The following is a 25132-nucleotide window of genomic DNA, read 5'->3' on the forward strand; positions in this document are numbered from 1 at the left end:
CTTTCTCTACATAACGTGACCTAATTGATACTACGAAATACAAAAACATCCTGCATGTTTGAACCATGCAGGATGTTTTCTAGTCTTTGTTTTTCATAATGTAAGAAACCAGACGAAGGATCTCTAGATATAACCATACTAATGTCATCATAAGTCCTACTGCGCTGTACCATTCCATATACTTTGGTGCTCCACTATGAGTACCATGTTCAATTGAATCAAAATCTAGTAATAAATCTAATGCAGCAACAACAATTACAATTGCACTTATGATAATACTAATTGTCCCACCTTGGTGAATATATGGAACAGTCATCCCTAAGATGCTCAATAAGAAAACAATTAAATACATAATAAAAATTCCAAGTGTTGCAACCGTTACAACAGCACGAAACTTTTTAGTTACTTTTACTATTCGAGTTGCGTATAACACTAACATGGAAAATAAAATCGAAATTGTTAGTAATACGGCAGTTAAAGCGATAGAATTACCAAAGCGCATTGTATAATATGCTGAAATACTTCCTAATAAAACTCCTTGTAATATTGCGTAAATCGGTGCGCAAATTGGGGATATGCGCGGAACGAATATAACCACAAAAGCGAAAATTAGAGTAACTATTATAATTCCAATTAACACGGGTATTTTCATTGTCTCTTGTGTCATCTGTACGTATGAATAGACAGACGCTGCAAAAAGTAAGATAAGCAAAATGAATGTTTTTCCTATCGTTCCACCTATTGTCATCGTAGAAGCGCTTGTCTTCTCTTCATGGAATTTGTCTTTTTTTAACATTGGATTAGATGTTCTCATGCTTTCCTCCCAAAATATCTTTTACTTATAAAGTGATTTTTTATATCTCTAATTTCTTATTGATAATGCGACCTGTAATCGCTACGAGTACAATTATTAACAAGCAATTAAAACATAGACCAAAAATAGTGAAATCTTCAATAGGATAAAATGATGTATCAAAAAAATTATTCTTATCCATGAACCCAGAACTCTTAATAGTAACTGCATATTTCTCTAATTTACTTAACACATTCATTACCATTGTTTGTATTGTTGAAAAAATAGCAACGAAAATGATGAATAAAATTATTTTACTCATCCATGACTTCACTGGAAACAGCCGTATAATTGCCATGATAAAATAACCAGAAATAAGGATACTCATGAAATCGATTCCCCATAAAAGAAAAGCAAATATGTGTTGGAAGATTCCGTAACTATACAACTTGTGATATTCTTGTCGGAATTCTCCGGTTATTTCCCCACCATAAAGACTGGGATCATAACCAATTACTTTTCCATCATCAAGACTTTGTGAAAAATAATATGAAAAAATTAAGCCTATACCTAATAAAATAATAAACATTACTGTGAAAAATAATAAATTCACATATATATATTTTCGGGTTTGGATGGCTGTATAACGAATCATAGAATTTTTTAATATTTTATTGAAAGAAGGCAGCGCTATTAAAAGAAGTAAAAATGCAGCTATACCAATTATCATCAGGAATATAAGTAAGACTAAATCCTTTATAAACGGAGGTAGTACCCTTGAGAGTCCTATCGTACTAAATAAAAGAAGTAAAGAAATAATAATAAAACCAGAATAAAAGACAGCTATTTTTTTTCTATTGCACTTATATAAATAGAGAAAAAGTGGATTCATTTCTCAAAAACCTCCCTAAACAACTCATGTACTGCTTTTCCTTGATGAAAACGAATTTCCTCCACGTTTTCATGTAATACAATATCTCCGTCTTTTAAAAAGATTACCTCATCAAATATACTTTCGATTTCTTCTATTAAATGAGTTGAAATGAGAATGGTACAATCTTCTCGGTAAAATTTAAGAATTAAATCTAGTACATGTTTTCTAGAAACAAGATCAATTCCACCCAATGGCTCATCTAATATATATAACTTTGCTTTCCTGGAGAAAGTTAAGATAAGTTGTAATTTTTCCACTTCACCTTTTGATAAAGCAACTATATGCTCTTCTAATGGCATTTTAAATTCAGTTATTAATTCCATTGCTTGGTTTAAATCAAAATCGGGATAAAAATTACGATAGAAAGCTACAGCATCTTTTATCGTCATCCACTCGTCAAAAACAGGACTATCAGGCATAAATGAAACAGTTTTCTTTGTTTCTATTCCTACCTTCTGACCTTCAATTGTGATAGTTCCTTTAGAAGGATTACGCAAACCTGCAATCATTTTTAATAATGTCGTTTTTCCGCTACCATTATCACCAACAAGACCAATAATTTTCCCTTCAGAAATTGTTGCATTTAAATCTTGAAGGACTGTTTTTAAGTTATATCTTTTCCACAGATTTTTAATTTTTAATAACTCTGTCATTCGTTTCCCTTCCTTTTCTTTTCTAATGAAGAATGGAGGATTGGAATAATTTCTTCTTTCGTAAATCCTAAATTGTCCATTCCATTTATAAAATTATCAAGCAACTCTGTTGCCATTTCTTTGCGTAGTTCAGTAATCTTTTCTCTTTCACTCGTTACAAATCTCCCTGTTCCTCTTCGTGTCACAGCAATACCTTCTCGTTCTAGCTCTTGAAATGTGCGTTGAATCGTATTTGGATTCACTTGTAATTCACTGGCTAGTTCACGTACAGCTGGGATTTTGTCACCCGGTGCTAAACGGCCTGTTACAATTTCCTTTTTTATGCATTCCATTACCTGAATATAAATCGGGATATTAGGAGAAAATTCATTTTCCATTTCTTCCCTCCTCAGTATTAGTGTACTAGATGAATAATACACTAATACTGATTGTGTGTAAATGGTAATTTTTTCGAACTATATATAATAAATAAAAGATAATATATCTAGTAAATTAGCGTAATCAAAAAAGTGCCATAAACGACCTTTTTTAAAACTTTTTAATCGATTATATTTTATTGAAAAATTATAGTTGACCATAAAACCAATATCCGATATATTGGTTTTATGAAAAAAGATATTATTAAACCCATTAAACGTATGTCATTTAGAGATGAAGTTTATCTAACTTTGAAAAAAGCAATCGTTACATTAGAGCTACAACCTGAGCAACGCTTAAATGACAAAGAGTTAGCAGAAGAATTCGGAATTAGCCGTACTCCAGTTAGAGAGGCGTTGAAACGTCTTGAGGATGAAGGACTTGTTGAATCTATTCCTGGTTCAGTTACTCGTGTTGCACCATTAAATCCTGAGGAGGCGAAACACGCATTTACTGTGGTAGCTGCTTTACACTCATTAGCTGCTCGTTTAGCAGTACCATTATTAAAAGAATCAGATATTCAAGAATTAGAGTTCAGTAATAAAGCTTTACTATTATCTATTGAGAAAAAAGATATTATAAAAGCAATTGAGGCTGACGAGTTATTCCACAATGTTTTTCTAGATGTGGCAGGAAATCCTGAAATCATTCGTGCGTTAGAACGAAGTATATCTAAGATTCAACGTCTCGAGATTTCTCAGTTCACTTCTATAAATGGTCTAAAATCAGTAGAACAACATCAGCAAATTATAGAGGCGTGTAGAAATAAAGATAAAGAAACAACAGCACATCTTGTAGAACAAAACTGGTTAAGTCTTGAGAAATTACTGACTTATGAGACAGATTGAGGTGAGGAATTTGCGCCCTATTTTTTTAGGTATATGTGCTGCTTTCTTTTTTGCCTTCACATTTATACTGAATCGAGCAATGGAATTATCAGGTGGTAACTGGATATGGAGTGCCTCACTAAGGTTTATTTTCATGCTTCCATTCCTTTCACTTCTTGTTATAAGTAGGAAAAAATCAAAAGTATTATTACAAATTATGAGAGAAGATTTAAGAACATGGTTTTTATGGAGCTTTGTAGGATTTGGTCTATTTTACGCTCCATTATGCTTTGCCGCTGCACATGCCCCAGGATGGATAATTGCTGGGACATGGCAAATCACTATTATATCAGGATCTTTGCTAGCTCCTCTTTTTATTCAAACCGTTCAAACCCCAGATGGAATTCTTAAGAAAAGAGGTAAAATCCCAATGAAGGGTATGGGTATGTCATTGATTATTCTTCTTGGTATTTTCCTTATGCAAATGGAACAAGCAAAATCACTTGCTATAAAAGATATTTTATTAGGTATTATTCCTGTTATTGTGGCTTCTTTTGCTTACCCGCTCGGGAATCGTAAGATGATGGAGGTTTGTGGAGATCGTCTAGATGCTTATCAACGTGTCCTTGGAATGACATTAGCTAGCTTACCATTTTGGTTTTTACTATCCTTGTACGGTCTTTTTACAGTAGGAGTTCCTAGTAAAGAACAAACTATGCAATCTATTTTAGTTGCTATTTGTTCGGGTGTAATTGCAACTATCTTATTTTTTAAAGCGACTGATATGGTTAAAGGAGATATGCAGAAACTTGCAACTGTTGAAGCAACACAATCCATGGAGGTGCTTTTTGCTGTTATCGGAGAACTAATTTTATTACATTCTTCATTCCCCTCTATTTTATCTTGGTGTGGTATGTTTGTAATAATGTTAGGAATGATAGCACATAGTTATGTTTCCCATAAAGGTGAAACAGCGTATAACCAAAATATTAGTGCTTAATTGATATTTGAAATGTACAGTATGAACCTTTTTCTAGTTAGTATAGGTAATTTTATTACTTTTTTAAAAATGTATTATTATAAGTTTCATGTCAGAAATTGATTAAGTAAAAGAATATGAACAAAAGCCGCTGCCCTTAATATATAGGGAAATCGGCTTTTTCTTTATAAAATTTTTAGCGTACGAAATTCGCGTTTTGTTGGTGCTACCTCATCGCTATCAAGCTAAGAAAGACAAATACCCTAAAATCGAGAAAATTGACATCTTCATGTGGAAATGTACAATTTTCTCGATTTTGAGGTTATAAAATTCTTAAGTTGATGGGCACGGGGTCACGATATCCAAAAAAGAAAATTGTACGTTTTAACACATTTCAGACACAAAAAAACCGATTCCCTGTACGTTAAGGAATGGGTTTTTATTTTTGAATGATATTGTAAATAAAATTAGCTAATAAAACCCCTTCCATAAAATGGTATGACTTGAAGAAACACAAAGTATTTTTACTTCTTTGTTTCTTCAAGTTTTCGTTTATTAATAGCTCGATAAAGAGAGTCCTGTGATATTCTAGTTTCTTCTATGATTCCTTTGATGGAATATTGGTCACTATCATATATACGTAGTGCAATTAAAAGTTTTTCTTTTTCTAGTTTTGGTCTACCTATTTTATTTCCCGTTTTTTTTACTCTCTTCTAATCCTTCTTTTCCTCGTTCAGCTTCAATCATTCTGATTTACACCCCACGATTGAAGCTGAATATCCAATTCATTTTAAAATTGCTTGTGTTCGATATTGTACTACAACTTCTAAACCCTTTGAACGAAACTTTTTTACAGCTTTATCTAATTCTATTTTTAAATCCTTACGACTCCCAGATTTAACTATTTCAATTTCTATAGTTTTCACAGTAATACCTCCTAAACAAAATGGTAAAATTATTGCGTTCAGTATCACTTTGTGCTTCTTTACAATACATTTAACTTATTAAGATTTAAAAATTATACAACAAAAGAGTAAAACGGTTTAGGATACTCTTTTCATCTACCTCTTAACTTGATACCATTTTATAATTGAGTTCTTCACCAAAATCATTTGTGACAATCCCTTTAACCGATGAATGTTGCAAGTAAGAACGGCCCATTCAATATTTTCTATTCAAATATGATAGAATAAAAATATATCCAAAACGGAGGGATAACAAATGAATTCAAACACAAAACAGTTTATTTATGATATCCAGCAAAGAAAGAACAATTATATAGAAAATGCTTTAATAGCAATACAACATCCTGAAAAAGAGCATTCTGAACAGGTCATTCAAAATATAGTAGAGAAGATGGATATGATGATTAGTTTAGTTACTACTTACATGGCTATTGAATCAGAATCTACAAAAGAATTAAAAGAGCTTCAGAAAGAACTTATTCATGCTCAAGCATATATTCAAAACCGGAAATTTGAAGAAACACAGAGATAAAACCCTGTGTTTTTACTTGGTGGAATATGACATTAATTTTTTATAAATTAGATTATTGTTTTGGCATAATCCATACAATTTGTTGAATGCGTACAATATATGGCGCCGTATCTTCAATGAGCAAATGATCTGGTTTCACATCTTTTAACTTTCCTCTTACATTACCTCTTACAGTTTCAATAACCACATGTTTACCAATTACTGATTGTAATGTCTGATATACGTAGGGATTAGGTGTACTTACCATATGTTGTTCACTCAAGTCATTTCCTTTCGAATAACTCATTCTATAAGACTCCTTTCTAACTTGCATTCTTTCTCCTAATATATGATATAAATCTTATAAATATGCTAGAAGGATAATTCATTATAAGAACGGAAATAACATTTTAATAGGGTACGGTTTCTATTTCTACATTGCTAAAAAAATGATTTATAAAAGCTATTTTTACCAGTTAACAGGAGATGATAAAGGGATATTTTGAATGTACATCTAGTTTGTTTCTTTTAGCATATGTATGATTTTAAATACGTCCTTTATTAGAATAGTGCTCATACTTTTTTTGAGATTCTTTCGTAATACGTGCATTAAGTAAAATTGCTAACAATAAAAACACTCCATATTTTCCTCCTGTTGCTCCTATGATAATCACACTACTACAAACAAGTATAATTAATAGGATAAACGAAACTGAATAAATACGGTCATAATTCTTTGACATCTTTTCGTATTTTATGCGTTCTTTCCTTGCATCCATCTAAATTCCTCCTTTAAATTATCCATTTCACTATCAAATAAATCTCGCCCTTAAAAAGGAAACAATATATCGTTATATAAATTAGTTTGTTTTTTTATCAACTAATTTATATAACATAAAAAGAAATCCTACCAATATTAAGCTTTCCACCATGATAATCCCGACCCTCTCCTTCCTTTTAGCCCAAACACATCAAATAAAAGTTGCAGCAAACAAAAAGGATCCTCCCTTCTCTTAAAGGCTGATCCTTTTCTTCTTGCATGAAACTATTTTTAGCTATTCTTGATTAATTAGAATAACAGCTGGTCCATCTACACGAATTCCACCAACTTCGATTTTTTCATAAGGCTCAACTGTAATAGAGATGATCCCTTCTCGCTTCTTTAATTCATTACTTAATTCTTTTGTTAACATTTTTTTCATGTGTGCACTCCTTCTTATTGCTTAATTTACTATTTGTATGTAAATAAAATTTAAAATGGTTTCCTGGTCTGGAAACCATTTTTTTGTAGTTGACCATATAGTGTTACCAGTTCGTTTATCAATTTTACGTAAAGAAGATAAGCAATTACTATACACTGTCTCATTAGATGTAAGAAACTCTTAAAGATAGCAGTTAAATTGATTGTTTTTTCTTCTAGAAATAATGACTTAGATAGTATATTACCTAAAACAATGAAAGCCCTACCTCTCTTTCATCCTTACGGCTCCTTGTCCGTGCCAGTGTGAATCAGGATTGCAAAAATCAAGTGACTATTTAATCGAGTTATTTGATGAAACTTCGAACGTTCGTAAAAGAAATTTAAAAATAAAAATGGATTAGATTGAAGTAATAACAAAAGAGGTTCCTACTCTAAAAGTGAGTTGAAGAAATTGAATATCTTTGAAATGATTTGCTTTTAATACTCATCATATTCCCGAAAAATCCAGGATGTTTTCGGAGATATAATTCATTATTTATAATGAACCTTAACAGAAACTTTTTATTTGATTTTCAGTGATTCCTTTAATTAATTCTAGTTCACTGACCAAAAATCTATATGCATCATCCAACAATTTTTTTCGCTTGTATTCAGTGCTTTTTCTTTCTTCATACGCATTAAATCCCGTACAACTTCAGCACCTTTTTGTATTTCACCCGTTTTTATTTTGTCCGTGTTCACTTTATGCCTTTGTTTCCACGGCAGTAATTTACAGGATTCTTCATGCTGAAAAATGTGTATAATGTGCTTTAATGCAAGTATATCAGTAACTGGGCGTATATTCGAATTCAATATTTTACCCGTAGGAATCATGACTTGCATATTACTGATCGACATTTTTATGACAAAATACTGTTGTTTTTTTCCTGAGAATTCTTTTTCTACTATGGCTTCAATTATACCTGCTCCGTGCATTGGATAAACAATGTTATCGCCAATTTGAAACATATAATCCACCTCCATATGTGGTAACCTTCTCAAGGTTAACATATATGTTGTTTTTTATCAAATATTTTATAATATCATAAAATTATTTTTATTGTCAATTGTTTTTTCTTTAAAAATCAAATTAAGTAAAACTAGCACAAAAACCATAAGGATTGTGTAAGATTTCTAATAAAGGGAAGGGGAATTTTCCCTCGCATATTCTGAAACCTCTACTCATTAACTTAGATCCGTTTTCCCTTGAAAACGACCAAATCGATCCCTTATTTTTTTCAATCTTGTGTGGTACTCCAAAATCTCAATTCTTGCTTTTTCTGCAAGAGGGGCAATTGGTCGTAAGTCTTTTAACCCCCAATACTCAACCACTACATCAAGTACTTGATCAAAATATTGTAGTGGTCCATAGTTTGCTTCTTTTGCAATCACAGCCATTCTATTTTCAAAATCAGGCATGACGGCACCTGGCATTTTAAAATTCCTAATCACATTGGCAATATGGTAGCAATAATTTGGTTCCAATTCTAAATGAATTCGAATAACGTCTCGATAAAACGCATAATGAAGTGTTTCATCTTTTGCAAGACGGCGTAATAATGTAGCAAGATCTGAATCATGCTTACTTGCAACTTTAGCAACATTATTGTAAAACACCATCGTTGCAAGTTCTTGTAGCGTCGTATACGTCATGGCTTCGATTGGTGTATGAAAATTAGGCTCAAATCCACCCTCAACGACTGACTTTCTTAATTCATGTATTCGCTTAGGATTCACACTTCGAGTGAGTAGTAAATATGTCTCCAATAAATTCGAATGTTGATCCTCTTCTGAGGTCCAAGTATGAATGAAGTCTGTAATAACAGAAAGGGATCCTTTAAAAGTCGCAGATAAATACGTTGTAAACCATGGCAAATTCACTTCTGTTAATAAAGCTGTTTCAATGGCCGTAATTACACCAGAAGGAAGAGTAACTTGACTTTCATCCCAAGGAACTCTTTTAAAGTCCATTCCCTTATCCCATGGCAAAAACTCATGATAACCCCAGTCTATCTTCTGCGCTCTTATTTTATGTTGTTCATACATTTCTTTTAAACGTGGTTCTAATCGAAAATCTAAATCATTCGTTAGCATATGAGTGCCCCCTTTTCTTACCATGGATATTCATCCTATTTTTATCCTTAAAAATTTTCTACAAATAAATATTACTTTCCTTTTTTTAAGTTAAACATAATAAATTTGTAACAAAATTTTTTAAGAGCACTATGTTTTCATATGATTTCTTCATATAAAAAGGGATCCTGAGGGTAACATTCATGGATGATGATACTCGTCATGTTGTAAATCTTGTTGAGTGTAAAAAGATGCATGTCTATAAAGAATCGTTTTATAATAAGTATTGATAGTATTTTATACAAACCATCAACCTATTTAGATGTAAAATCCAATATATTAGATTAAGCATTTGAAAAACAAATACAGTTGATGAGATAGCTTTAAACTACAATTCCCAACAAGATCAATGTACATTGGCTATGATGAGTTAGACCAAATTTTGTGAAATAGCATACAACACAAAAGGAAGAGGCGATAAACATGCAGTCAACGGAAGCGCATATGAGGGAAAAACAACGTAGAGAAAAAATAGAAATTATATTTAGTCACAGGGTAAAAGGAGAGAGTTATTTTCATGGCTCTTCCTATCAATGGAAAAACATTGTATATCAAAATTATAATAGAATACAACAAAAAGAGTTAGAAGTTGAACAACTCATTTCGAAAATGGAAAAAGCAGGGGTTCGTTTTACGCAGCACCGTTCACTCATACACTATCCCGTCATTGATTTTGTAAAATATATAGCTAAGATTTATAATGAACCTCTCGAAATACAATAATCATATTTAAAGGAAATCTTTATAAAAGGTTTATTTTCGAGGCTTTTTTAACTAAAACCTTAAAAAATCATTACAATATTCTTTTTATTCTCAATACTCTTCAGTTTTGTTATAATATCAATCATAACGTATTATATTCGTTTGTATATTTCCATATTTCAGGGGTTTTATTACACAAAAAGACAACTCTTAATTGGAGTTGTCTTTTATTTTTTTCGATATACACAACACTATTTTGATACAAAAACATCAAGATTCTTACAACCAAAGAAAAAGTAGGATTTCTAATAAGAGAGATCCTACTTTATTCCCTCATATTCCTTCATTATTTTATAAAACGCGTTTTTCTTTAGCTCTAACATTTACATAAACATAGTAGCTGTTATTTCTCTACTTTTCCATTTAGAATAAGTTTCTTCTATTATATGCATTTGTTGTTTGCTTAGGGTTGAAAGGTTCGCCTGAGGACGCCCTAAATGTTTCCCTTGAGATTTAGCTACAGCAATCCCTTCTACTTGTCGATGATGAATTTTTTTACGCTCTTGATCTGCAATATAGGAAAGGAAAGATAAAAATTGGTCTTCAATCAACCGAACCATTTCACACATTTCACGAAATTTACGGCTATCGAATAAAAAAATAGTGAGCTTAATGTTTTTTCTTCACCTTGACATTTATTACAAAAAAATGTTATTATTAAAATTAATTATTTTTGTTCGGTGTAAAGGATTTGTAACTTTTCACCTTTATGATCACTGAGAGCAAGGATAGTATTACATTGTGTGTGTTTACACACTAGGAGGCAATACAAATGGAAAAAGGTAATGTAAAATGGTTTAATGGCGAAAAAGGCTTCGGATTCATCGAACGTGAAGGTGGAGACGATGTATTCGTTCATTTCTCAGCGATTCAAGGCGAAGGTTATAAAACTTTAGAAGAAGGTCAAGCAGTGACTTTTGATTTGGAGCAAGGTCAACGTGGACTTCAAGCTTCAAACGTACGTAAAGCTTCTTAATTTTACAAAGCAGGGAAGGCAGGCTCTTTTATGGGAGTCTGCTTTTCTTTTTTCTGTGAAACTATTTTGAGAAGTCAGCTCATTTTTTGTTTTGGGGGTGTTTACATTCCTTAAATTGATGGGCATGTGGCGGGACCCCACATCCATCAACTGAAGAAATTAATTGTTCCCTAAAACGAAAAAATTCGCCGAATTCTTATAAATCACTAACCCTAGAGAAGTATTTTTTTGTTATGGGACTATTTAAGAACCTTAGCTTGATGGCGATGGGCTACCATCAGCAAAACGTGAATTTACAAATGTTAAGAAGTATAAGAAGAATAAATGGTTGAACGTTAAGAGTAAATAATGAATTACCTCATGTATAGAAAATGAAATTCTTCATACACAAGAAATGATTTTATACACTACAGTGAGTTAATGAATATATTTTACAATAAACTTATGAAGGGAGATGACAAGATGAATATAAATTTTAACTCTGTGTCTATTAAGCCTTTAACAAAGCGTGGACGAATTGCTCCAGTAATCGGGCTGTTCTTCTTATCGCCGTTCGTTGCAGAGTATTTGCTTGGAAACATTTCAATCAGTAGGATAGCAGCATTACCTTTTTTTGCGTTGATGTATGGCTGTGGATCGATTCTCATTCGGGAGATTACCAGGCGTAGAGGTTACGGATGGCCCACAATGATCTTAATTGGATTAGCGTATGGAATCCTAGAAGAAGGATTAATCACACAATCTCTTTTTAATCCTTCGTATGCAAATGCCAATCTTCTGAGTTATGCACCTATCCCGGAACTAGGGATAAGTGCTTGGTGGACTCTGTTCGTCCTTACATTACACACAGTTTGGAGTACTAGTGTGCCTATTGCACTCATTGAATCTTTTATCCCTAACCGGAAAACAACACCCTGGTTGGGGAAACTCGGAATAGTCATAACAAGCATGTTATTCGTAGCTGGACTGATTTTCTATTTTTATGGTTCGTATGCACAAGGGCATTTTCTCGCTACTCCAACGCAAATGATCAGCACGCTCATTGCTATTTTCGTAGTGATTATCATTGCTTTCAGCATTGGTCATGTTCCAAGCACTTTTGTAAGAGGGGATGCACCAAATCCTTGGGTAATCGGGATAGTTTCACTGATAGCCTCAAGTTTATTTATGATTTCCAATAATTACAATGCCTGGGGGCTGTCGTTTTTTGGTTATTACTGTTCACCATAATGACAATCTTATTCTTGCATTGGTCACGGCGCAAAGGTTGGGGAAATACACACGAGTTAGCTCTAGCTGGAGGAGCACTCCTGACTTATGCATGGCACAGTTTCATCGAAGACCCAGTCATTGGAGCCACAGGGACCGTAGACCTGATTGGTAATGTGGTTTTTTCGCTTGTTGCAGTCATTATTCTGTTTCTCGCTATTAAAAGTTTAAAGAAATCTCAGTAAACCTATATAACGATAAATATATTCTGTGTTTCTATTTCATTGAGGAACAAAAAAAGCCTAATTTCTCAATTTTAATGCTGAGAAATTGGGCTTTTTAATATTGTAATTTCCTTAACGTTGTAAATCCGTATTTTACTGATGCTCCCCTGTATAAAACGGTACGAATTTATTCCAATTCTAAAACCGACTTATGAGACAACCTCATTTTTCACCTTCTATTCTAACTAATAAGTCGTGAAATTCGTTTCTTCTGCCATGAAAGTTTATAGTATCCGTATTGCAAAAGTAAACTCACAATAAATGCAGCTGGATATCCAATCCATATTCCTTTTATACCAAAATTTGTATGATAAGAAAGGTAATAAGCAACTGGGACTTCTACAAGCCATATTGATACGACACCGATAACAGTGGGCCATAGTACAGTTCCACTTGCTCGCATTGTCGCACCAATAATTTGAGCATGACCAAAAATTAAGTAACTCCAAAGTGTAATCATCACTAAACTATGTGCAATTTCGATTGTATTCGGGCTCGTTAAGAATAACGCTAGGATTTCTCTTGAAAACAAGTAAATAAGAGTAATTAATATTCCACCAATTATATAGTTCATAACAATTCCAGCGCGAATAACTTTCTGTAATCGATTAAATTGATTCGCACCAATAGATTGTGCAGCGAAAATGGATACTGTAATTCCAAGACTGACTGCCGGCATCTGAACATAACTTGCAACTTGGTTCACAACCCCATATGCAGCAGTCGCATCAGATCCGAAGCGATTCACAAATGCGATTACCGCAATCTCAGATAACGAAATAAGTATCATATTAATACTCGCTGGAATCCCAAGGCGTAATAATAGTTTTAATAAATCCCAATCCATACGAAGATATTTCCGTACTGTCTCATCTAATTGCAGTGGATGATTCTTCTTCTTTAAATAAATAAGCATCACAACAAATGTTACAATGGTTGAGATAACAGAAGCATAAGCGGCCCCATACACATCAAACTTCGGTATTCCTACCCAGCCAAAAATTAGAATAGGTAATAATATCATATTTAAAGCTGTACTAACAATTAAAAAATAAAATGGTGTTTTAGAATCTCCTGTACCTCGCATAAATGTTGTATAGGCAAAATATAAGAATAAAACTGGCATAGAAATAAATAAAATACGCGCATAATGCACACTCATATCAATTATATTTTCTGGCGTACCCATAAGGCGCATAATATTTAGGGCAAATATACTTCCCACCACTGCCAAAATAGCTCCTATTATAAAGGTAAAAGTCAGCGTCGTACCAACGATAGCTTTTAAACGATCTTCATTACGGGCACCAAATGCCTGACCAATTAAAATCGAACTACCTGATCCAATCCCAATTACAAATGATACAAGTAAAAAGAATAATGGGAAAAATGCTGAAATAGCAGCTAAATCATTCACACCAAGCCATCGCCCTACCACTACCATACCAAACAATTGTCCAACTGATTGTAATATATTACTTAAAAGCAAGGGAACTAAAAACATAGACATGGATTTCCATATTGGTTGCCCTTGATTTTGTGACTTTTCACTTTCTTGAATATTATCTATGGATGATTTCAACTTTCTTTTCTCCTTTTATTAGGGGTATTATGTGATTCTAGGAATTTTACACGAAAGACAAAAAGAGATTTTAAACCCAACTTTAATATTTGTAAACATTACCCTATATTAAATAATCAACATTTTATCACCAATTTCAGAATTAAATTTGGGGATAAAATTTAGCTAACCCTTTCTAAATCGCCCTTCTATATGGATACTTCCCATAGCCATCAAGCTATGTTTTCATCATGTTCCTCAAAAGAGAAAAATTATATATTTTTACTCCAAAGATATCAATTTTGCTCTTTTGAGGAATGTTTCATTTTACTAGCTTGATGGGCATGTGGCGGTACCCAAAATGTACTTAATTCAGAATCGAACATCAGTTTCATTTAGACTAGCCTAACTTGAGTTCCGTCCATAATAAAATAAAGACGTTAAAAATCTAAACCTACGTGAATGGGACTGTCCTTCTTGTCGTACACACCATGATAGGGATATTAACGCAAGTATCAATCTAAAGAATGAAGCGATAAGGCTTCTAACCGCAAGGACTGCGGGGTTAGCCTAATCAATTAGAGTTCGATAGAACTCTTTACTTAGGAATCCCTCACTTCTAAACGAAGTGAAAGTGGAGGTAGTTCAAGGATTCTACATCTGCAATGTGATACTAGAGATGCCCTATTTGTTAAAAAACTCCAAAATACGGTCATTTATATATTGAGGATTCTCCATGGACATTAAATGTCCTACATCTTTCACCAATTCTACAGTTAAATTGGGTGATGAATTTTCAGCACATTTGAAAGCTTCTATTGGGTTATACATTACTTCATTCTCTCCTAACATTAACAGCATAGGCGTTTGAATTTTGGCTAACTCTTGATTCGTAAAAATATATGGAAATCCCTGTTCTGTTGGAGTTTCATTTTTTAATGAATTATTCCACATCATTCCTGCTATCAATTGTTCTTGAATATAAGGATGAATAGTGTATCGATTATCAAAAATCCACTCCAAAAATTTCTCGACCCCTTCCCTACTATTCATCATTCCTGAAGCATAGGAAAAAAACAAAGGATGAAAAGGAATATACGTTGCTGCAGGACTCATTATTACGGCCTTATTTACCTTCTCTGGAAAAAATGTCAAAAAGTTAACGGTATGCAAAGCACCATATGACAATCCTACAATGTTCGTGCTATTAATTTCTAATGTATGTAATACTTCTTTTAACCATAGTGCGTAACTTAAGCGATCTGTAAAACCCTTTTTTGGAACACTTTTATTTTTATCTCCTAAAATATCAATACACATTATTCTAAAATGTTTACTCCAGTGTAAGATATTTGAATACCACATTGTCGAACTCATCTTTGCTCCATGGAGCAATACGAGAGGTTGTGCTAATTTATTACCACTTTCAATAATATGAGTCTTCCCTTGAGATGTTTCTACAAAGTAAGATGAAAAACTAGTTGGCCATAATTTTAGACTTTTCTCATAAGATTGTAGATAGTTAGTTTCTTGATATTTTTGTTCTAAAATCTTCATTTTAGTTCCCTCCACATAAATCATTTTCATAGTTCACTTTTAAAGTCACAGTAGTTTTGCTTTACTTAATACCCATTTTAAATTTAAAAGTTTCAATTTCATCGACTGCCTTGTTATATCCTCCAGCATTTTTTAAAGATTTCCCAATTCTATGGCTATTTTTTGTATAAATATTATTTGATAACACATGCATTGCTGTATTACGTAATATTTCCGGAGTAAGCAAATTACGATCTAACTGAACTCCGGCTTCTAATTCTTCTATTCTTTGAGCAACTATAGGCTGATCTCCCATAACTGGGATAACTAGCATAGGTACACCAAAATATAAGCTTTCACTGGAACTATTCATTCCCCCATGTGTAATAAATAGATTCGTATGTTGTAGAATATCTAATTGAGGAACGTAATTATATAGCTTAAAATTAGAAGGAATATTTTCTAATTGACTAATATCATTTTGTGCCCCTACAGCTAATATGATAGTAACCGGGATATCTCGAAATGCTTCAAAACATGTGTAATAAAAGTCAGGTTGTTCGTTAAATACTGTTCCCATAGAAATAAAAATAAGCTTGTTTCCCTTTTCCTGTTCTAAGGAAAAAGTATCTACATCTTTACGCTGTGCAATAGAAGTCCCGACAAATATATAAGAATCATCAAATTCCTCTACATTTGGTTGATACAATTTTGATGTATATACAATTGTAATATCCCCCGGGCATGTCATCACATTTTGTCTTTCATTAAGGGTAATACCATAAATATCTTCCCATTTTTTTAAAATATACATGACTTCCTGATATGAAGGAGATTTTTTATTTTCTTCTCCATGATTTTTCATAAGAGTAGAGGCTATCTTTTTAGTAATGGCAAATGTTGTACATGAAGAAATTTTAGGTAATTGTAATACTTCTGCTATGATCCATCCAATAGCGAAATTATTATCATATATAACATAATCGTATTCTTCTTCTTTTACTTCTTCTAAAATTATCTCTATTATTTTATCCATGGATTTTACCATGTGTAATAATAGTTCTTGAGAATCTATTTGCCCACTCATTCTTTTTACCATGTCTATTTGTGATATGAAATTTTCATATGGTCGAAACAAAGCTCCTGTATTCTCTATTTTACTTCTATACTTTTCTACGCAATAGTAAATAACTTCCTCGCCTCTTTTTATTAGTTCTTCGACAAGTGCAATTGTCGGATTAATATGTCCTTCTCCTGGAAAATTAAACATTAGAACTTTTACCATATTATTGTTCCTCCCCTAAAGTTTAAATAACTATTCTGTTATTACTAATATCAATCACGTACTGATATTTGAAGTAAAGGTAAAAATTTTCTCCTTTCATTTTAATGAAATCACTTGTGCTATTAAATGGAAAAAACAATTAAGAAACAAAGTAGATATAAAAATCACATAATTCCCTCTCTCTATTTCACTCATGTATAATAAAAAATAACTAAGAGTAGAAAGGGCTGAATTATGCGCAGATATCAATATTTTTAATCTACCCATCACTAATATAATGGAGGTAAAAGTATTGATTACAGAATTATACACACAAAGATTACATTTAAGAAAAACAGAAGAATCCGATTCATTAAGCTTATTTAAAATATGGTCTGATCCAGATGTTACGAAATTCATGAATACCAAGAAAGATTAGTACAAGTCTGATTCCTGTCGAGTGTATGTATGTACGAAAGTAAAGAATACTCCATCAAAGAAATTGTAGAAGGAACTGGTATATCACAAAGTTCTCTTTATCGTGCAATCAACGCGAACTGGAAGAAACGCAAAAGTAAAAAACTTTGCGTTTCTTTTTTAATACATTTTTCAGAAACTCCTTTCTATAAAATTCAAATTTTGTTAATTTTTTATGAGTTATATATTCGAACGTTCAAAACAAAATGAACCTATAGACACATACACCATATACTTATTTAAATACTTCCTAAGAAAGTAGGTGAAAACTATGCCAGCTATTCTTGGAAACCTTGTCGTACAAACCAGTAATGGTTCTTTCAATTTAGGTGATTTTTATAACGTTTCTCCAAAAGAAAATACAAAATCTTATAATGGTTCAGGTTCAACAAATAATGCTTTTATTACCAATAACTTTAGTGGTGTTAGTGCCACAAACACATTCGATGCGGATGTTGCAGACCAAGATCAAGTAGTAGCAAACTAAAATTATTCATTCCCTCTACCTCCCGGATTGAACTACGCTACCAATTTACTAAATCGCTAGTTAATTATCCAGATATCTGTAGATACTTCCATACTGCCAAATAATTGCATGAGTGTTGGTACTTATGACCTATGGGTTAATCCATATATCAAGCATCAAATCCTTGTGCGTGATACTTACTTCTTCTTCTTTAGAAATAGATTAAAAACTTACGTTGATAGCTATGTCGCGATACTTATATTTAAAACTAATGTTAATAAAAGGGGCATATTCTAAACATGAAAACAGAACAAGCTATAGTGCTTGTCCCATCCGGAGCAATTCATAAAAATTTTTAAAATGTCCAAATGACTCATATTGGTAAAATGAATCATTGATAGTTTGTATAAATTATTTTTTATGATGTTATCTATTTGCTTATTATAGAAATAAACCGTCTGTACGACCTGCTTCTCGTTCGTTTGGTATATGGCCCTTCCTTTTATATTAGGAAGACTCTCTGCGCCGCTCTCATCTAATACAGCTCGGCTCCCTGCTTCCGTCTGTAATCTAAAGCAAACACGAGCGCCAATGTTTTGTCTCAGTTGTGACAGCATAGCGCTATTGGTCGGATATTGGGTTGCATATATTAAACGGAATCCAGCCGCCCTGCCACGACGACCAATATCAACAATGATGTCCTGGCACTCCTGATATGGCGCTATATCGGCTGCTTCATCTACGATTACAAAATACCGTAATGGATCACCAGCTTCTTTTATATCTTCGTATCCTTTTTCTAGTAAATATTCGTTTCTAGCGTTCAGTTTATCTTGCAATTCTCTTAGAGTCTCAAGGGCTTCCTCTGGATTCTTCGCAATTGATTCGAATTGATTTAGGAATCTGTATCAGTTGAAAGAGAGACCACCTTTCAAGTCTATAAGGAATAACTTTATATTTTCTGATTGGTTACGTACCAGTGATGTAATAATTAGTTTCAATACATTTGATTTCCCCATATCTGTCATGCCGGCAGAGATCATGTGCGATAACTGGTCAAAGTCGTGTTTTACTAATATATCCCTTGTATAACCTATCGGGACTTCCCAACTTCTACATTGCCTCATCATCCCTTCTTCGAATTTCACAAAATCAGGAATCCTCTTCTCGTAAACTCTTATTTTTAGCAAACCATCGTAAGACAGCTCAATTTCCTTTCTAACGATTTTTTTCTTGTTTATGATGTTTTTATTTGTTTTAAGATATCTTTTCGCATTCGAAGAGATTTGAAGTCTTGTAGTTTCAAATCATAAACTTCGCTCTTGTGATTTAACCCACCCTCTAAATGTTGTATCTTTTGTTCAAAATCGGAGAAGCTAAGACCTAGCGGAATCCTATACGCATATTCAACTCCCCATTTATTCCTCGTTTTACGGAGTAGCTGTATTGTCCTGGTTTCTTTACCTTCTTTTACTTTTAATCCGCAGTTAGCGCAGATTCTTTATATCTTAGAGGCATCATTTGTTGCTCCTTTTTGATGCATTTTTGATAGAAAGACTACACCACCGACTGCAGCTGAACTTACTAACTCAAATATCACAAACTCGCACCACCCCTCATGTATGTTTTAACGAAAACAGTCCCTGCTAATTAGAAGAGAGAATAATAGCTATGAATCATTGAAAACGATAGTCTCGCAATGTCTTACGCATCATTCTGTAAACGAATTCTATTCGGAATAAGTGAAACGTAGTTTTGAAAGGCTATCAATTTGGAACTGAAAATCGTAATTTGTTTGGTATGGTAAAAGGTATTCTATACAGCTTGCTCAATATTCACCATTTTTAGGGGTTTATTTTTAGTGAAACTAGGACATTAATAAGGACAACAGATTCTTTAAGGAGTGAAAGTTGTGTGGGGCCTTGGAAAAAAACGTACAAAATTAGGTAAATATTTAGATAAGCATGGAATTGAGCAAGAATGGTTAATTAGAAAATCAGGGCTAGGAAGAAATACTGTGGGAGATTTGGCTAATAATCCTGACAGGTCACCTACGAGAAGAACAATGCAAAAGATATTAAAGGTTCTCCGTGAATTAGATTCAAGGATTAAAGCTGATGATTTTTGGGATATGTAAAACAATAGTATAATTTTACAAAAGGAGCTGTTTATATGGGTATGGAGAGAAAATCCGTTGAATATTTCATAGAAATAATGAATGAACGTATTCAATTCTTAACGGATAGCATTAATGATTTCGAAAAGGAAATAAAGTCTGCTGATGGATATGCAAAAGGTCATTTTAAAGGATATAATGCAGCTCGCCGAAGTGAAATTGAATTTATCCAACGACGAATAGAATTTTTAAATAAGATATTAGAGGAGAACAACGAGCCAGAAAAAGCAGTTTAAAGAGAACGTACGTTCGTGTATAATGAACATAAATTACACGAATCGGGGGATAATCATGGAAAATCAAAGCTAGGAAACACCTAAATTACGCGGGAGAGGCAGGAAGATATACTTATTTCGTTTTACAGAGATGGATTCATTAGCAATATGTACATAACTGTTATACGAATTGATTTACATACTAATACAATGCATTGTACAGATGCGTTTAATTTACATACGAAGTTTAAGTTTAATGAAATTGTTGATGTAGCTGACTAATTATTTTCAGCTTTTTATACTGCTGTAACTCTAACGAACAAAAATAAACTATAACAATAAAATAAAAAACTAGTCGCATCTCATGAGGCGGCTAGTTTTTATTTTATATTAAAAAAGTCTAGCTCTAAAGTGTACGGAACTGTTGTTACTTCCAGTAGGATCAAAAATTTTAACAGTATATCTTCCTCCGTCTGTAACCTCTAAATCTCTCACTTCAGCATATTGCCCTTGTGATGTAGCTCGTCGTATTAAAGTTTTATCTTTATAAACTTCAAAAGTCATTTTATTACTAGTAGCGTATTTATCCATCCAAAGATTCACAAACGTACGTAATCCACCACCTAATGGTGTTACATCAAAATAATACACATCGTCTGCCTTCGCTCCGCCAAATCCTGCATTATCTGTATCAAATTCTCTTTTGCCTGAATTTAAACTTGCGTAAACTGTGAAACCACCTAAAGCAGCAGAATTATGTTTGATATCCGATTGGTTAAGGACATTTGCTGAACTTACTGTTGGCAAATTATTTTCTTCTGCTCTAGCTGCAGTTCCTCCAATTAACCCTAATCCACTTAATCCAATTACCCCAGCTAGAGCAACTCTTGTAAATTTTATAACCATTTTTAACTTTAAATCCCCTTTGCATTTTCCTAATTTCACCAATAATTTACAACGTAATACCAAAAAAGTAAATATATATAAAATTTATAATATTAAAAATATTCAATTAACGTTGGGGTATCGCCACATGCCCATCAAGCTAAGATTTTGAAGTATCCCCAAAACGAAAATTTTATTATTTTACAGTTTTTTATGAGAATTCAACTCATTTGTTTCGTATTGGGGAACAACCAATTTCTTAACCTGATTTGAAATTAAAAATATAAACCTTTGCCCACTGGCTGAACAGTTTCTAACACAGTGTCAACCATGTCTTCATTAATTAGGGTTCTTATAATCCAAGCTGAGAGATCTTGAGCAGCAAAACAACCTGCAGCAGTCGAGATATTTCCTTCGTTTACGAAACTTTGTTCAATAACGTCTACATCAAATTCTTTTAGCTGTTCTACTACGGATGGATATGTAGTTGCTTTTTTGCCAGTTAACAATTTTTTAGCTCCTAGTAGTAGTGAACCAGAACACATAGAGCCTATTAATTGTCTTTGAGGATCTACATGAATGCTATTAAGATATTCTTGATTTTTATATAAATCTTGTACACCCTTACCGCTTCCAAATATTACAGCGTCAGCAGAAGGAATATCAGATATGGTTCCTGTCATGGAAATACGTAAGCCAGACATGGATATATGAGTTTTTTCCGTTCCTAATAGTTGGACATTCCAATCAGAAATACCGCCAACTAAACGTACACGATTTAATAAATCCCATGGTAAAAAAATATCTATATCAGTAAAGTTATCGAAACAGACTATTGCAATTTTCATTCTCTAGCCCTCCATTATTTAAATATTAGAAACATTTTAATTGTAACAATTTCAAGTGGCAGTAGCGAGGTTTAAATTTTATAATAACCGGGTATCCCGCCAGCGCCATCAAGCTAAAAAATTGTATCCATAAAACGAAAAAAACGCTATTCTTTTTGTAGAAATATACAGAAAGGATGGCGTTTTTGTATGAATCTATCGATTCAAGATGAGTTTCATCTATTCGCTGAGGAACTGCAGCGATACCTTTCTCCCCATGTTCTTAAACAACTCGCACAGGAGACGGGATTTGTAAAACGTAAAAGCAAGTATGGCGCACAAGATTTGGCTGCTTTATGTATTTGGATCAGTCAACATGTAGCAAGTGATTCTCTCACTCAATTATGTAGTCAGCTTTATGCAAATACAGCTACACTCATAAGTCCAGAAGGACTGAATCAACGTTTTAATCCAGCAGCTGTCGCATTTCTTCGAGAAGTTTTTACTTCCCTTCTCACACAAAAACTCTATTCAAATCACTCACTTTCTGCACACATAATCTCTACTTTCAATCGTATCCGTATTTTAGATGCGACAGTGTTTCAACTGCCTGATCAATTCGCCACTGACTATCAAGGTTCAGGTGGAAGTAGTAATAAGGCAGGCGTGAAAATCCAATTGGAATATGATTTACTTAGTGGTCAATTTCTTAACGTGCATCTTGGACCAGGAAAGAATAATGATAAAACATACGGTACCATCTGCCTTGAAACTGTAGAGGCGGGCGATTTGTGTTTACGTGATCTTGGTTACTTCGATTTAGGAGACTTACAAACTATTCATGATAAAGGGGCTTACTATATCTCACGGTTGAAGCTGAATACACGAATTTATATCAAAAACCCTGAGCCAGAATACTTCAACAACGGCACGTTAAAAAAGCAAACAGAATACATCCAACTTGATATGACACAATTGATATCGGGTCTAACTCCTGGTGAAACGATAGAAATTCCCGAGGCATATATTGGCCAAAATCAGAAACTTCCAGCACGTGTCATTATCCATCGTTTAACCGATGATCAAACGCAAACACGCCTAAAAAACCAAGCGATACGTGAAAAGAAACAGGGCATTGTCATGAAGGATAAAAGTAAACGTTTAATGGGTATGAATGTATATATCACGAACACGTCTCTAGAAGGAGTACCCACAAACTACGTGCACTCACTGTATTCACTTCGTTGGCAGATTGAAATTTTGTTTAAAACGTGGAAGTCATTTTTTGAAATTGATGAATGTAAAAATATTAAAAGAGAGCGCCTAGAGTGCCATTTATATGGACAGCTCATCGGCATTCTCCTCTGTTCTTCTACGATGTTTCGAATGCGACGGTTTCTGCTTAAAAAAACAAAGCGATTTATATGATTAAAGATTACTTTCCGTTACTGTTTCAAGCGATAGCCATTGGCACAGAAGAACTTTTGAAAATTTTGTATCATCTTTATCTACTGCTCAAAAAGAACGGTCGTAAATGTCATCGGTATAAGAAGATGACCGTCTTTGATATTCTAGGGATTGTGTATAAAACGACGGTGAAGCATAGACAAGCTGCCTAGCGAAAAAATCAGATTTTAATAGGCTTCTTTAGTATGCCTACTTTTCTATCAATTGTTAGTTTTGAACCAAGGATCGTTTCATATCTAGTAAATTACTTGGTTAGCTTGATGGGCATGTGGTGCTACCCCTATGAATATTACACAAACGTTTGTTTAAAATATTTTAGTTATGAATCAATGTATGGGGCATGATAGGTTACAGTATTCAACTGTCTGCTTAGTTAATTTCTCATTTATTATATAAATTTTATATAGCAAAGAAAAAAAGCATCCGCTATCGGTGCTTCCACTAAAAATTTATCGCTACAAGTTCTGCTTAACGCTTTTTCTTCATGAGAAGTAATTAACTTTTAAACTTTTCCCAATATTTGAAACCACTATTTGTAATTCAATCCATATTTTATTGATACCAATACAGTTACAGGTATGTTAAAATCCATTTGAAACATTGCTTTTGGGAATACAATTGCTATTATAATCGCAATTTATTTTCTACAAACTGATTGGGTTGCAACCCAAATTGCGGCTTTATTCCGCAGTCCTTAACAATTTGTTAAGGACCTTTTTATTTGTCCTTTAGTTGCAAAAAAATAAAGTTTTCATTTAGAGGGAGTTAGTATTCTTAAGTTGGTAGATATGGGGCACCGTCATATAATCATCAAATTGAGATATCAGTTGTTTCAAAAAGAGCCGAACTTACATAAATAACTATCAATAGATAGAAATTTCATTTTGGGGATACTGCAAAATATTAACTTGATGGGCATGGGATAGCACCACTTATCCATCAAGCTAATATTTTTGGATCCTTCTCATAACGAAAATTTCACCTTTTTAAAGTTATTCACGAGAATTTGGCTTATTTTTACATTTCGGCAAGCAATTAATTTCTTTAATTAGTGGCGATGTGCTGAAACTCTGTATCTGTTGGTTTGATTATCATGGTTATTATCCCAACACTCAATTCCGGATTAATTATTAATGTAGCAAAAACACCTAATAAAATACATTACATTTCCCTTCTTTTATTTATAAATTTAATCTTTGTAATATGGAAAGTAAATATTAACTTTTTCTTATTCGTTTTAATATTTATCATATTGTGAATTAGCTTTCATCATTCCTTCGTTAACAGAGATTATATCTTTAAAAGCTCGTTGTTTTTCTTGAATATGCTCTGCAACCTTCATAATTATGGGCATAATCTGTTCTATTACTTGTTGTCTTTGTTCTCCCTTCAAACATATGAGCCAGTAATTGAATTGTTCTTGCTTCTTTTGAAATTCTTCTTCTGACATTTTTAAATCACCAAGTTCATATATAGCATGAACAAATTCTTTATAGATTCTCTCATTCATGTCAACACCTCCTTTATAACACAAACTTATTATTAGAATTTTTTAATATTAAAACCGTTCTTCAA

Annotated in this window: 25 protein-coding genes and 8 pseudogenes; 14 read left to right on the forward strand and 19 right to left on the reverse strand. The window is 33.0% G+C overall.

Annotated features, from left to right (window positions below):
- Positions 1 to 79 precede the first annotated feature (79 nt).
- From B9A45_RS30305 to B9A45_RS30320, 4 genes are read right to left on the reverse strand one after another with little or no spacing between them, the layout of a single operon-like run.
- Positions 80 to 814, reverse strand: a complete 735-nt coding sequence (locus tag B9A45_RS30305; protein WP_084065811.1) for a Bax inhibitor-1/YccA family protein — start codon at positions 812 to 814, stop codon at positions 80 to 82.
- A 40-nt stretch (positions 815 to 854) separates the two neighbouring features.
- Positions 855 to 1685, reverse strand: coding sequence for an ABC transporter permease (locus B9A45_RS30310; RefSeq protein ID WP_084065812.1), 831 nt, complete (start codon positions 1683 to 1685; stop codon positions 855 to 857).
- A complete protein-coding gene (locus B9A45_RS30315; RefSeq protein ID WP_084065813.1) occupies positions 1682 to 2380 on the reverse strand; it encodes an ABC transporter ATP-binding protein in 699 nt (232 codons plus the stop codon). The genes B9A45_RS30310 and B9A45_RS30315 overlap by 4 nt, the downstream gene beginning before the upstream one ends.
- A complete protein-coding gene (locus B9A45_RS30320; protein ID WP_084065814.1) occupies positions 2377 to 2757 on the reverse strand; it encodes a GntR family transcriptional regulator in 381 nt (126 codons plus the stop codon). Before B9A45_RS30320 ends, B9A45_RS30315 begins: the two co-directional genes overlap by 4 nt.
- A 228-nt stretch (positions 2758 to 2985) precedes the next feature.
- Between B9A45_RS30320 and B9A45_RS30325 the strand changes: the two genes are divergently transcribed.
- Together B9A45_RS30325 and B9A45_RS30330 are read left to right on the forward strand one after the other, a co-directional pair.
- Entirely contained in the window at positions 2986 to 3645 is a 660-nt protein-coding gene (locus tag B9A45_RS30325; protein ID WP_084065815.1) for a GntR family transcriptional regulator, read from the forward strand.
- Positions 3632 to 4624, forward strand: a complete 993-nt coding sequence (locus tag B9A45_RS30330) for a DMT family transporter (RefSeq protein ID WP_084065816.1) — start codon at positions 3632 to 3634, stop codon at positions 4622 to 4624. Before B9A45_RS30325 ends, B9A45_RS30330 begins: the two co-directional genes overlap by 14 nt.
- A gap of 503 nt (positions 4625 to 5127) precedes the next feature.
- Here the strand turns inward: B9A45_RS30330 and B9A45_RS33085 are convergent.
- Together B9A45_RS33085 and B9A45_RS30340 are read right to left on the reverse strand one after the other, a co-directional pair.
- Positions 5128 to 5353 (reverse strand): annotated as a pseudogene (locus B9A45_RS33085) (recombinase family protein); the annotation flags it as partial.
- A gap of 35 nt (positions 5354 to 5388) precedes the next feature.
- Positions 5389 to 5529: a hypothetical protein gene (locus B9A45_RS30340; protein WP_256891734.1), complete on the reverse strand. Its 141-nt coding sequence runs from the start codon at positions 5527 to 5529 to the stop codon at positions 5389 to 5391.
- A 295-nt stretch (positions 5530 to 5824) separates the two neighbouring features.
- Between B9A45_RS30340 and B9A45_RS30345 the strand changes: the two genes are divergently transcribed.
- Positions 5825 to 6100 carry a hypothetical protein gene (locus B9A45_RS30345; RefSeq protein ID WP_084065817.1) on the forward strand — a complete coding sequence of 92 codons (276 nt, stop codon included), beginning with the start codon at positions 5825 to 5827 and terminating at the stop codon, positions 6098 to 6100.
- 52 nt (positions 6101 to 6152) lie between these two features.
- Here the strand turns inward: B9A45_RS30345 and B9A45_RS30350 are convergent, their stop codons facing one another.
- The 5 genes and pseudogenes from B9A45_RS30350 to B9A45_RS30370 all read right to left on the reverse strand — a co-directional run bounded on the left by B9A45_RS30350 (position 6153) and on the right by B9A45_RS30370 (position 9413).
- Complete coding sequence (locus tag B9A45_RS30350; RefSeq protein WP_000122389.1) at positions 6153 to 6386, reverse strand: YuzF family protein; 234 nt, start codon at positions 6384 to 6386, stop codon at positions 6153 to 6155.
- Between the two features lie 238 nt (positions 6387 to 6624).
- The gene (locus B9A45_RS30355; RefSeq protein ID WP_000340038.1) at positions 6625 to 6858 is read right to left on the reverse strand and encodes a hypothetical protein; all 234 of its coding nucleotides are present in this window, start codon (positions 6856 to 6858) and stop codon (positions 6625 to 6627) included.
- Between the two features lie 276 nt (positions 6859 to 7134).
- Positions 7135 to 7281: a BC1881 family protein gene (locus B9A45_RS30360; RefSeq protein WP_000738547.1), complete on the reverse strand. Its 147-nt coding sequence runs from the start codon at positions 7279 to 7281 to the stop codon at positions 7135 to 7137.
- Between the two features lie 546 nt (positions 7282 to 7827).
- Positions 7828 to 8288: pseudogene (locus B9A45_RS30365) on the reverse strand (CarD family transcriptional regulator).
- A gap of 216 nt (positions 8289 to 8504) precedes the next feature.
- Positions 8505 to 9413: an acyl-ACP desaturase gene (locus B9A45_RS30370; RefSeq protein ID WP_084065818.1), complete on the reverse strand. Its 909-nt coding sequence runs from the start codon at positions 9411 to 9413 to the stop codon at positions 8505 to 8507.
- A gap of 462 nt (positions 9414 to 9875) precedes the next feature.
- On the opposite strand from B9A45_RS30370, the gene B9A45_RS30375 reads away from it, so the two are divergent.
- On the forward strand, positions 9876 to 10175 hold the full coding sequence (locus B9A45_RS30375) for a hypothetical protein (protein WP_001192003.1): 300 nt from the start codon (positions 9876 to 9878) through the stop codon (positions 10173 to 10175).
- A 299-nt stretch (positions 10176 to 10474) separates the two neighbouring features.
- Here the strand turns inward: B9A45_RS30375 and B9A45_RS30380 are convergent.
- Positions 10475 to 10810: pseudogene (locus B9A45_RS30380) on the reverse strand (recombinase family protein); the annotation flags it as partial.
- A gap of 176 nt (positions 10811 to 10986) precedes the next feature.
- On the opposite strand from B9A45_RS30380, the gene B9A45_RS30385 reads away from it, so the two are divergent.
- Both B9A45_RS30385 and B9A45_RS30390 read left to right on the forward strand, forming a co-directional pair.
- On the forward strand, positions 10987 to 11190 hold the full coding sequence (locus B9A45_RS30385; protein WP_000410774.1) for a cold-shock protein: 204 nt from the start codon (positions 10987 to 10989) through the stop codon (positions 11188 to 11190).
- A 462-nt stretch (positions 11191 to 11652) separates the two neighbouring features.
- Positions 11653 to 12420, forward strand: a complete 768-nt coding sequence (locus tag B9A45_RS30390; RefSeq protein WP_256891735.1) for a hypothetical protein — start codon at positions 11653 to 11655, stop codon at positions 12418 to 12420.
- Positions 12421 to 12864: 444 nt separating this feature from the next.
- Here B9A45_RS30390 and B9A45_RS30400 read toward each other — a convergent pair whose 3' ends face one another.
- Positions 12865 to 14265, reverse strand: a complete 1401-nt coding sequence (locus tag B9A45_RS30400; RefSeq protein ID WP_084065820.1) for an MATE family efflux transporter — start codon at positions 14263 to 14265, stop codon at positions 12865 to 12867.
- A gap of 346 nt (positions 14266 to 14611) precedes the next feature.
- Here B9A45_RS30400 and B9A45_RS30405 point away from each other — a divergent pair.
- Positions 14612 to 14818, forward strand: a pseudogene (locus B9A45_RS30405) (zinc ribbon domain-containing protein); the annotation flags it as partial.
- A gap of 110 nt (positions 14819 to 14928) precedes the next feature.
- Here B9A45_RS30405 and B9A45_RS30410 read toward each other — a convergent pair.
- Positions 14929 to 15801 (reverse strand): alpha/beta fold hydrolase, encoded by an 873-nt coding sequence (locus tag B9A45_RS30410; protein ID WP_084065821.1) that lies wholly within the window; start codon positions 15799 to 15801, stop codon positions 14929 to 14931.
- 61 nt (positions 15802 to 15862) lie between these two features.
- On the reverse strand, positions 15863 to 17065 hold the full coding sequence (locus B9A45_RS30415) for a macrolide family glycosyltransferase (RefSeq protein ID WP_084065822.1): 1203 nt from the start codon (positions 17063 to 17065) through the stop codon (positions 15863 to 15865).
- 292 nt (positions 17066 to 17357) lie between these two features.
- Here B9A45_RS30415 and B9A45_RS30420 point away from each other — a divergent pair.
- The 3 genes and pseudogenes from B9A45_RS30420 to B9A45_RS30430 form a co-directional block, all read left to right on the forward strand.
- A pseudogene (locus B9A45_RS30420) lies at positions 17358 to 17468 on the forward strand (GNAT family N-acetyltransferase); the annotation flags it as partial.
- Between the two features lie 35 nt (positions 17469 to 17503).
- Positions 17504 to 17596 (forward strand): annotated as a pseudogene (locus tag B9A45_RS33090) (helix-turn-helix domain-containing protein); the annotation flags it as partial.
- 196 nt (positions 17597 to 17792) lie between these two features.
- Positions 17793 to 18008, forward strand: coding sequence for a spore germination protein (locus B9A45_RS30430; protein ID WP_084065823.1), 216 nt, complete (start codon positions 17793 to 17795; stop codon positions 18006 to 18008).
- 395 nt (positions 18009 to 18403) lie between these two features.
- Here B9A45_RS30430 and B9A45_RS33315 read toward each other — a convergent pair.
- A pseudogene (locus B9A45_RS33315) lies at positions 18404 to 19485 on the reverse strand (FtsK/SpoIIIE domain-containing protein); the annotation flags it as partial.
- A gap of 414 nt (positions 19486 to 19899) precedes the next feature.
- On the opposite strand from B9A45_RS33315, the gene B9A45_RS30440 reads away from it, so the two are divergent.
- From B9A45_RS30440 to B9A45_RS30450, 3 genes are all read left to right on the forward strand, one after another.
- The gene (locus B9A45_RS30440; RefSeq protein ID WP_084065824.1) at positions 19900 to 20124 is read left to right on the forward strand and encodes a helix-turn-helix domain-containing protein; all 225 of its coding nucleotides are present in this window, start codon (positions 19900 to 19902) and stop codon (positions 20122 to 20124) included.
- 35 nt (positions 20125 to 20159) lie between these two features.
- Positions 20160 to 20399 carry a hypothetical protein gene (locus B9A45_RS30445; protein ID WP_084065825.1) on the forward strand — a complete coding sequence of 80 codons (240 nt, stop codon included), beginning with the start codon at positions 20160 to 20162 and terminating at the stop codon, positions 20397 to 20399.
- Between the two features lie 147 nt (positions 20400 to 20546).
- Entirely contained in the window at positions 20547 to 20660 is a 114-nt protein-coding gene (locus tag B9A45_RS30450) for a YolD-like family protein (protein WP_256891736.1), read from the forward strand.
- Between the two features lie 108 nt (positions 20661 to 20768).
- On the opposite strand, the gene B9A45_RS30455 is transcribed toward B9A45_RS30450, so the two are convergent.
- Both B9A45_RS30455 and B9A45_RS30460 read right to left on the reverse strand, forming a co-directional pair.
- Positions 20769 to 21323, reverse strand: coding sequence for a hypothetical protein (locus B9A45_RS30455; RefSeq protein ID WP_256891747.1), 555 nt, complete (start codon positions 21321 to 21323; stop codon positions 20769 to 20771).
- A gap of 215 nt (positions 21324 to 21538) precedes the next feature.
- Complete coding sequence (locus tag B9A45_RS30460) at positions 21539 to 22111, reverse strand: DJ-1/PfpI family protein (protein WP_084065828.1); 573 nt, start codon at positions 22109 to 22111, stop codon at positions 21539 to 21541.
- A 189-nt stretch (positions 22112 to 22300) separates the two neighbouring features.
- Between B9A45_RS30460 and B9A45_RS30465 the strand changes: the two are divergent.
- Positions 22301 to 23709 (forward strand): annotated as a pseudogene (locus B9A45_RS30465) (IS4 family transposase).
- A gap of 1085 nt (positions 23710 to 24794) precedes the next feature.
- On the opposite strand, the gene B9A45_RS30470 reads toward B9A45_RS30465, so the two are convergent.
- Positions 24795 to 25067: a flagellar biosynthesis protein FlgG gene (locus B9A45_RS30470; protein WP_084065829.1), complete on the reverse strand. Its 273-nt coding sequence runs from the start codon at positions 25065 to 25067 to the stop codon at positions 24795 to 24797.
- Between the last annotated feature and the right edge of the window lie 65 nt (positions 25068 to 25132).

Origin of the sequence: Bacillus sp. JKS001846 (assembly GCF_900176455.1) — a bacterium.
In the GTDB taxonomy this organism is placed as follows: Bacteria; Bacillota; Bacilli; order Bacillales; family Bacillaceae_G; genus Bacillus_A; species Bacillus_A cereus.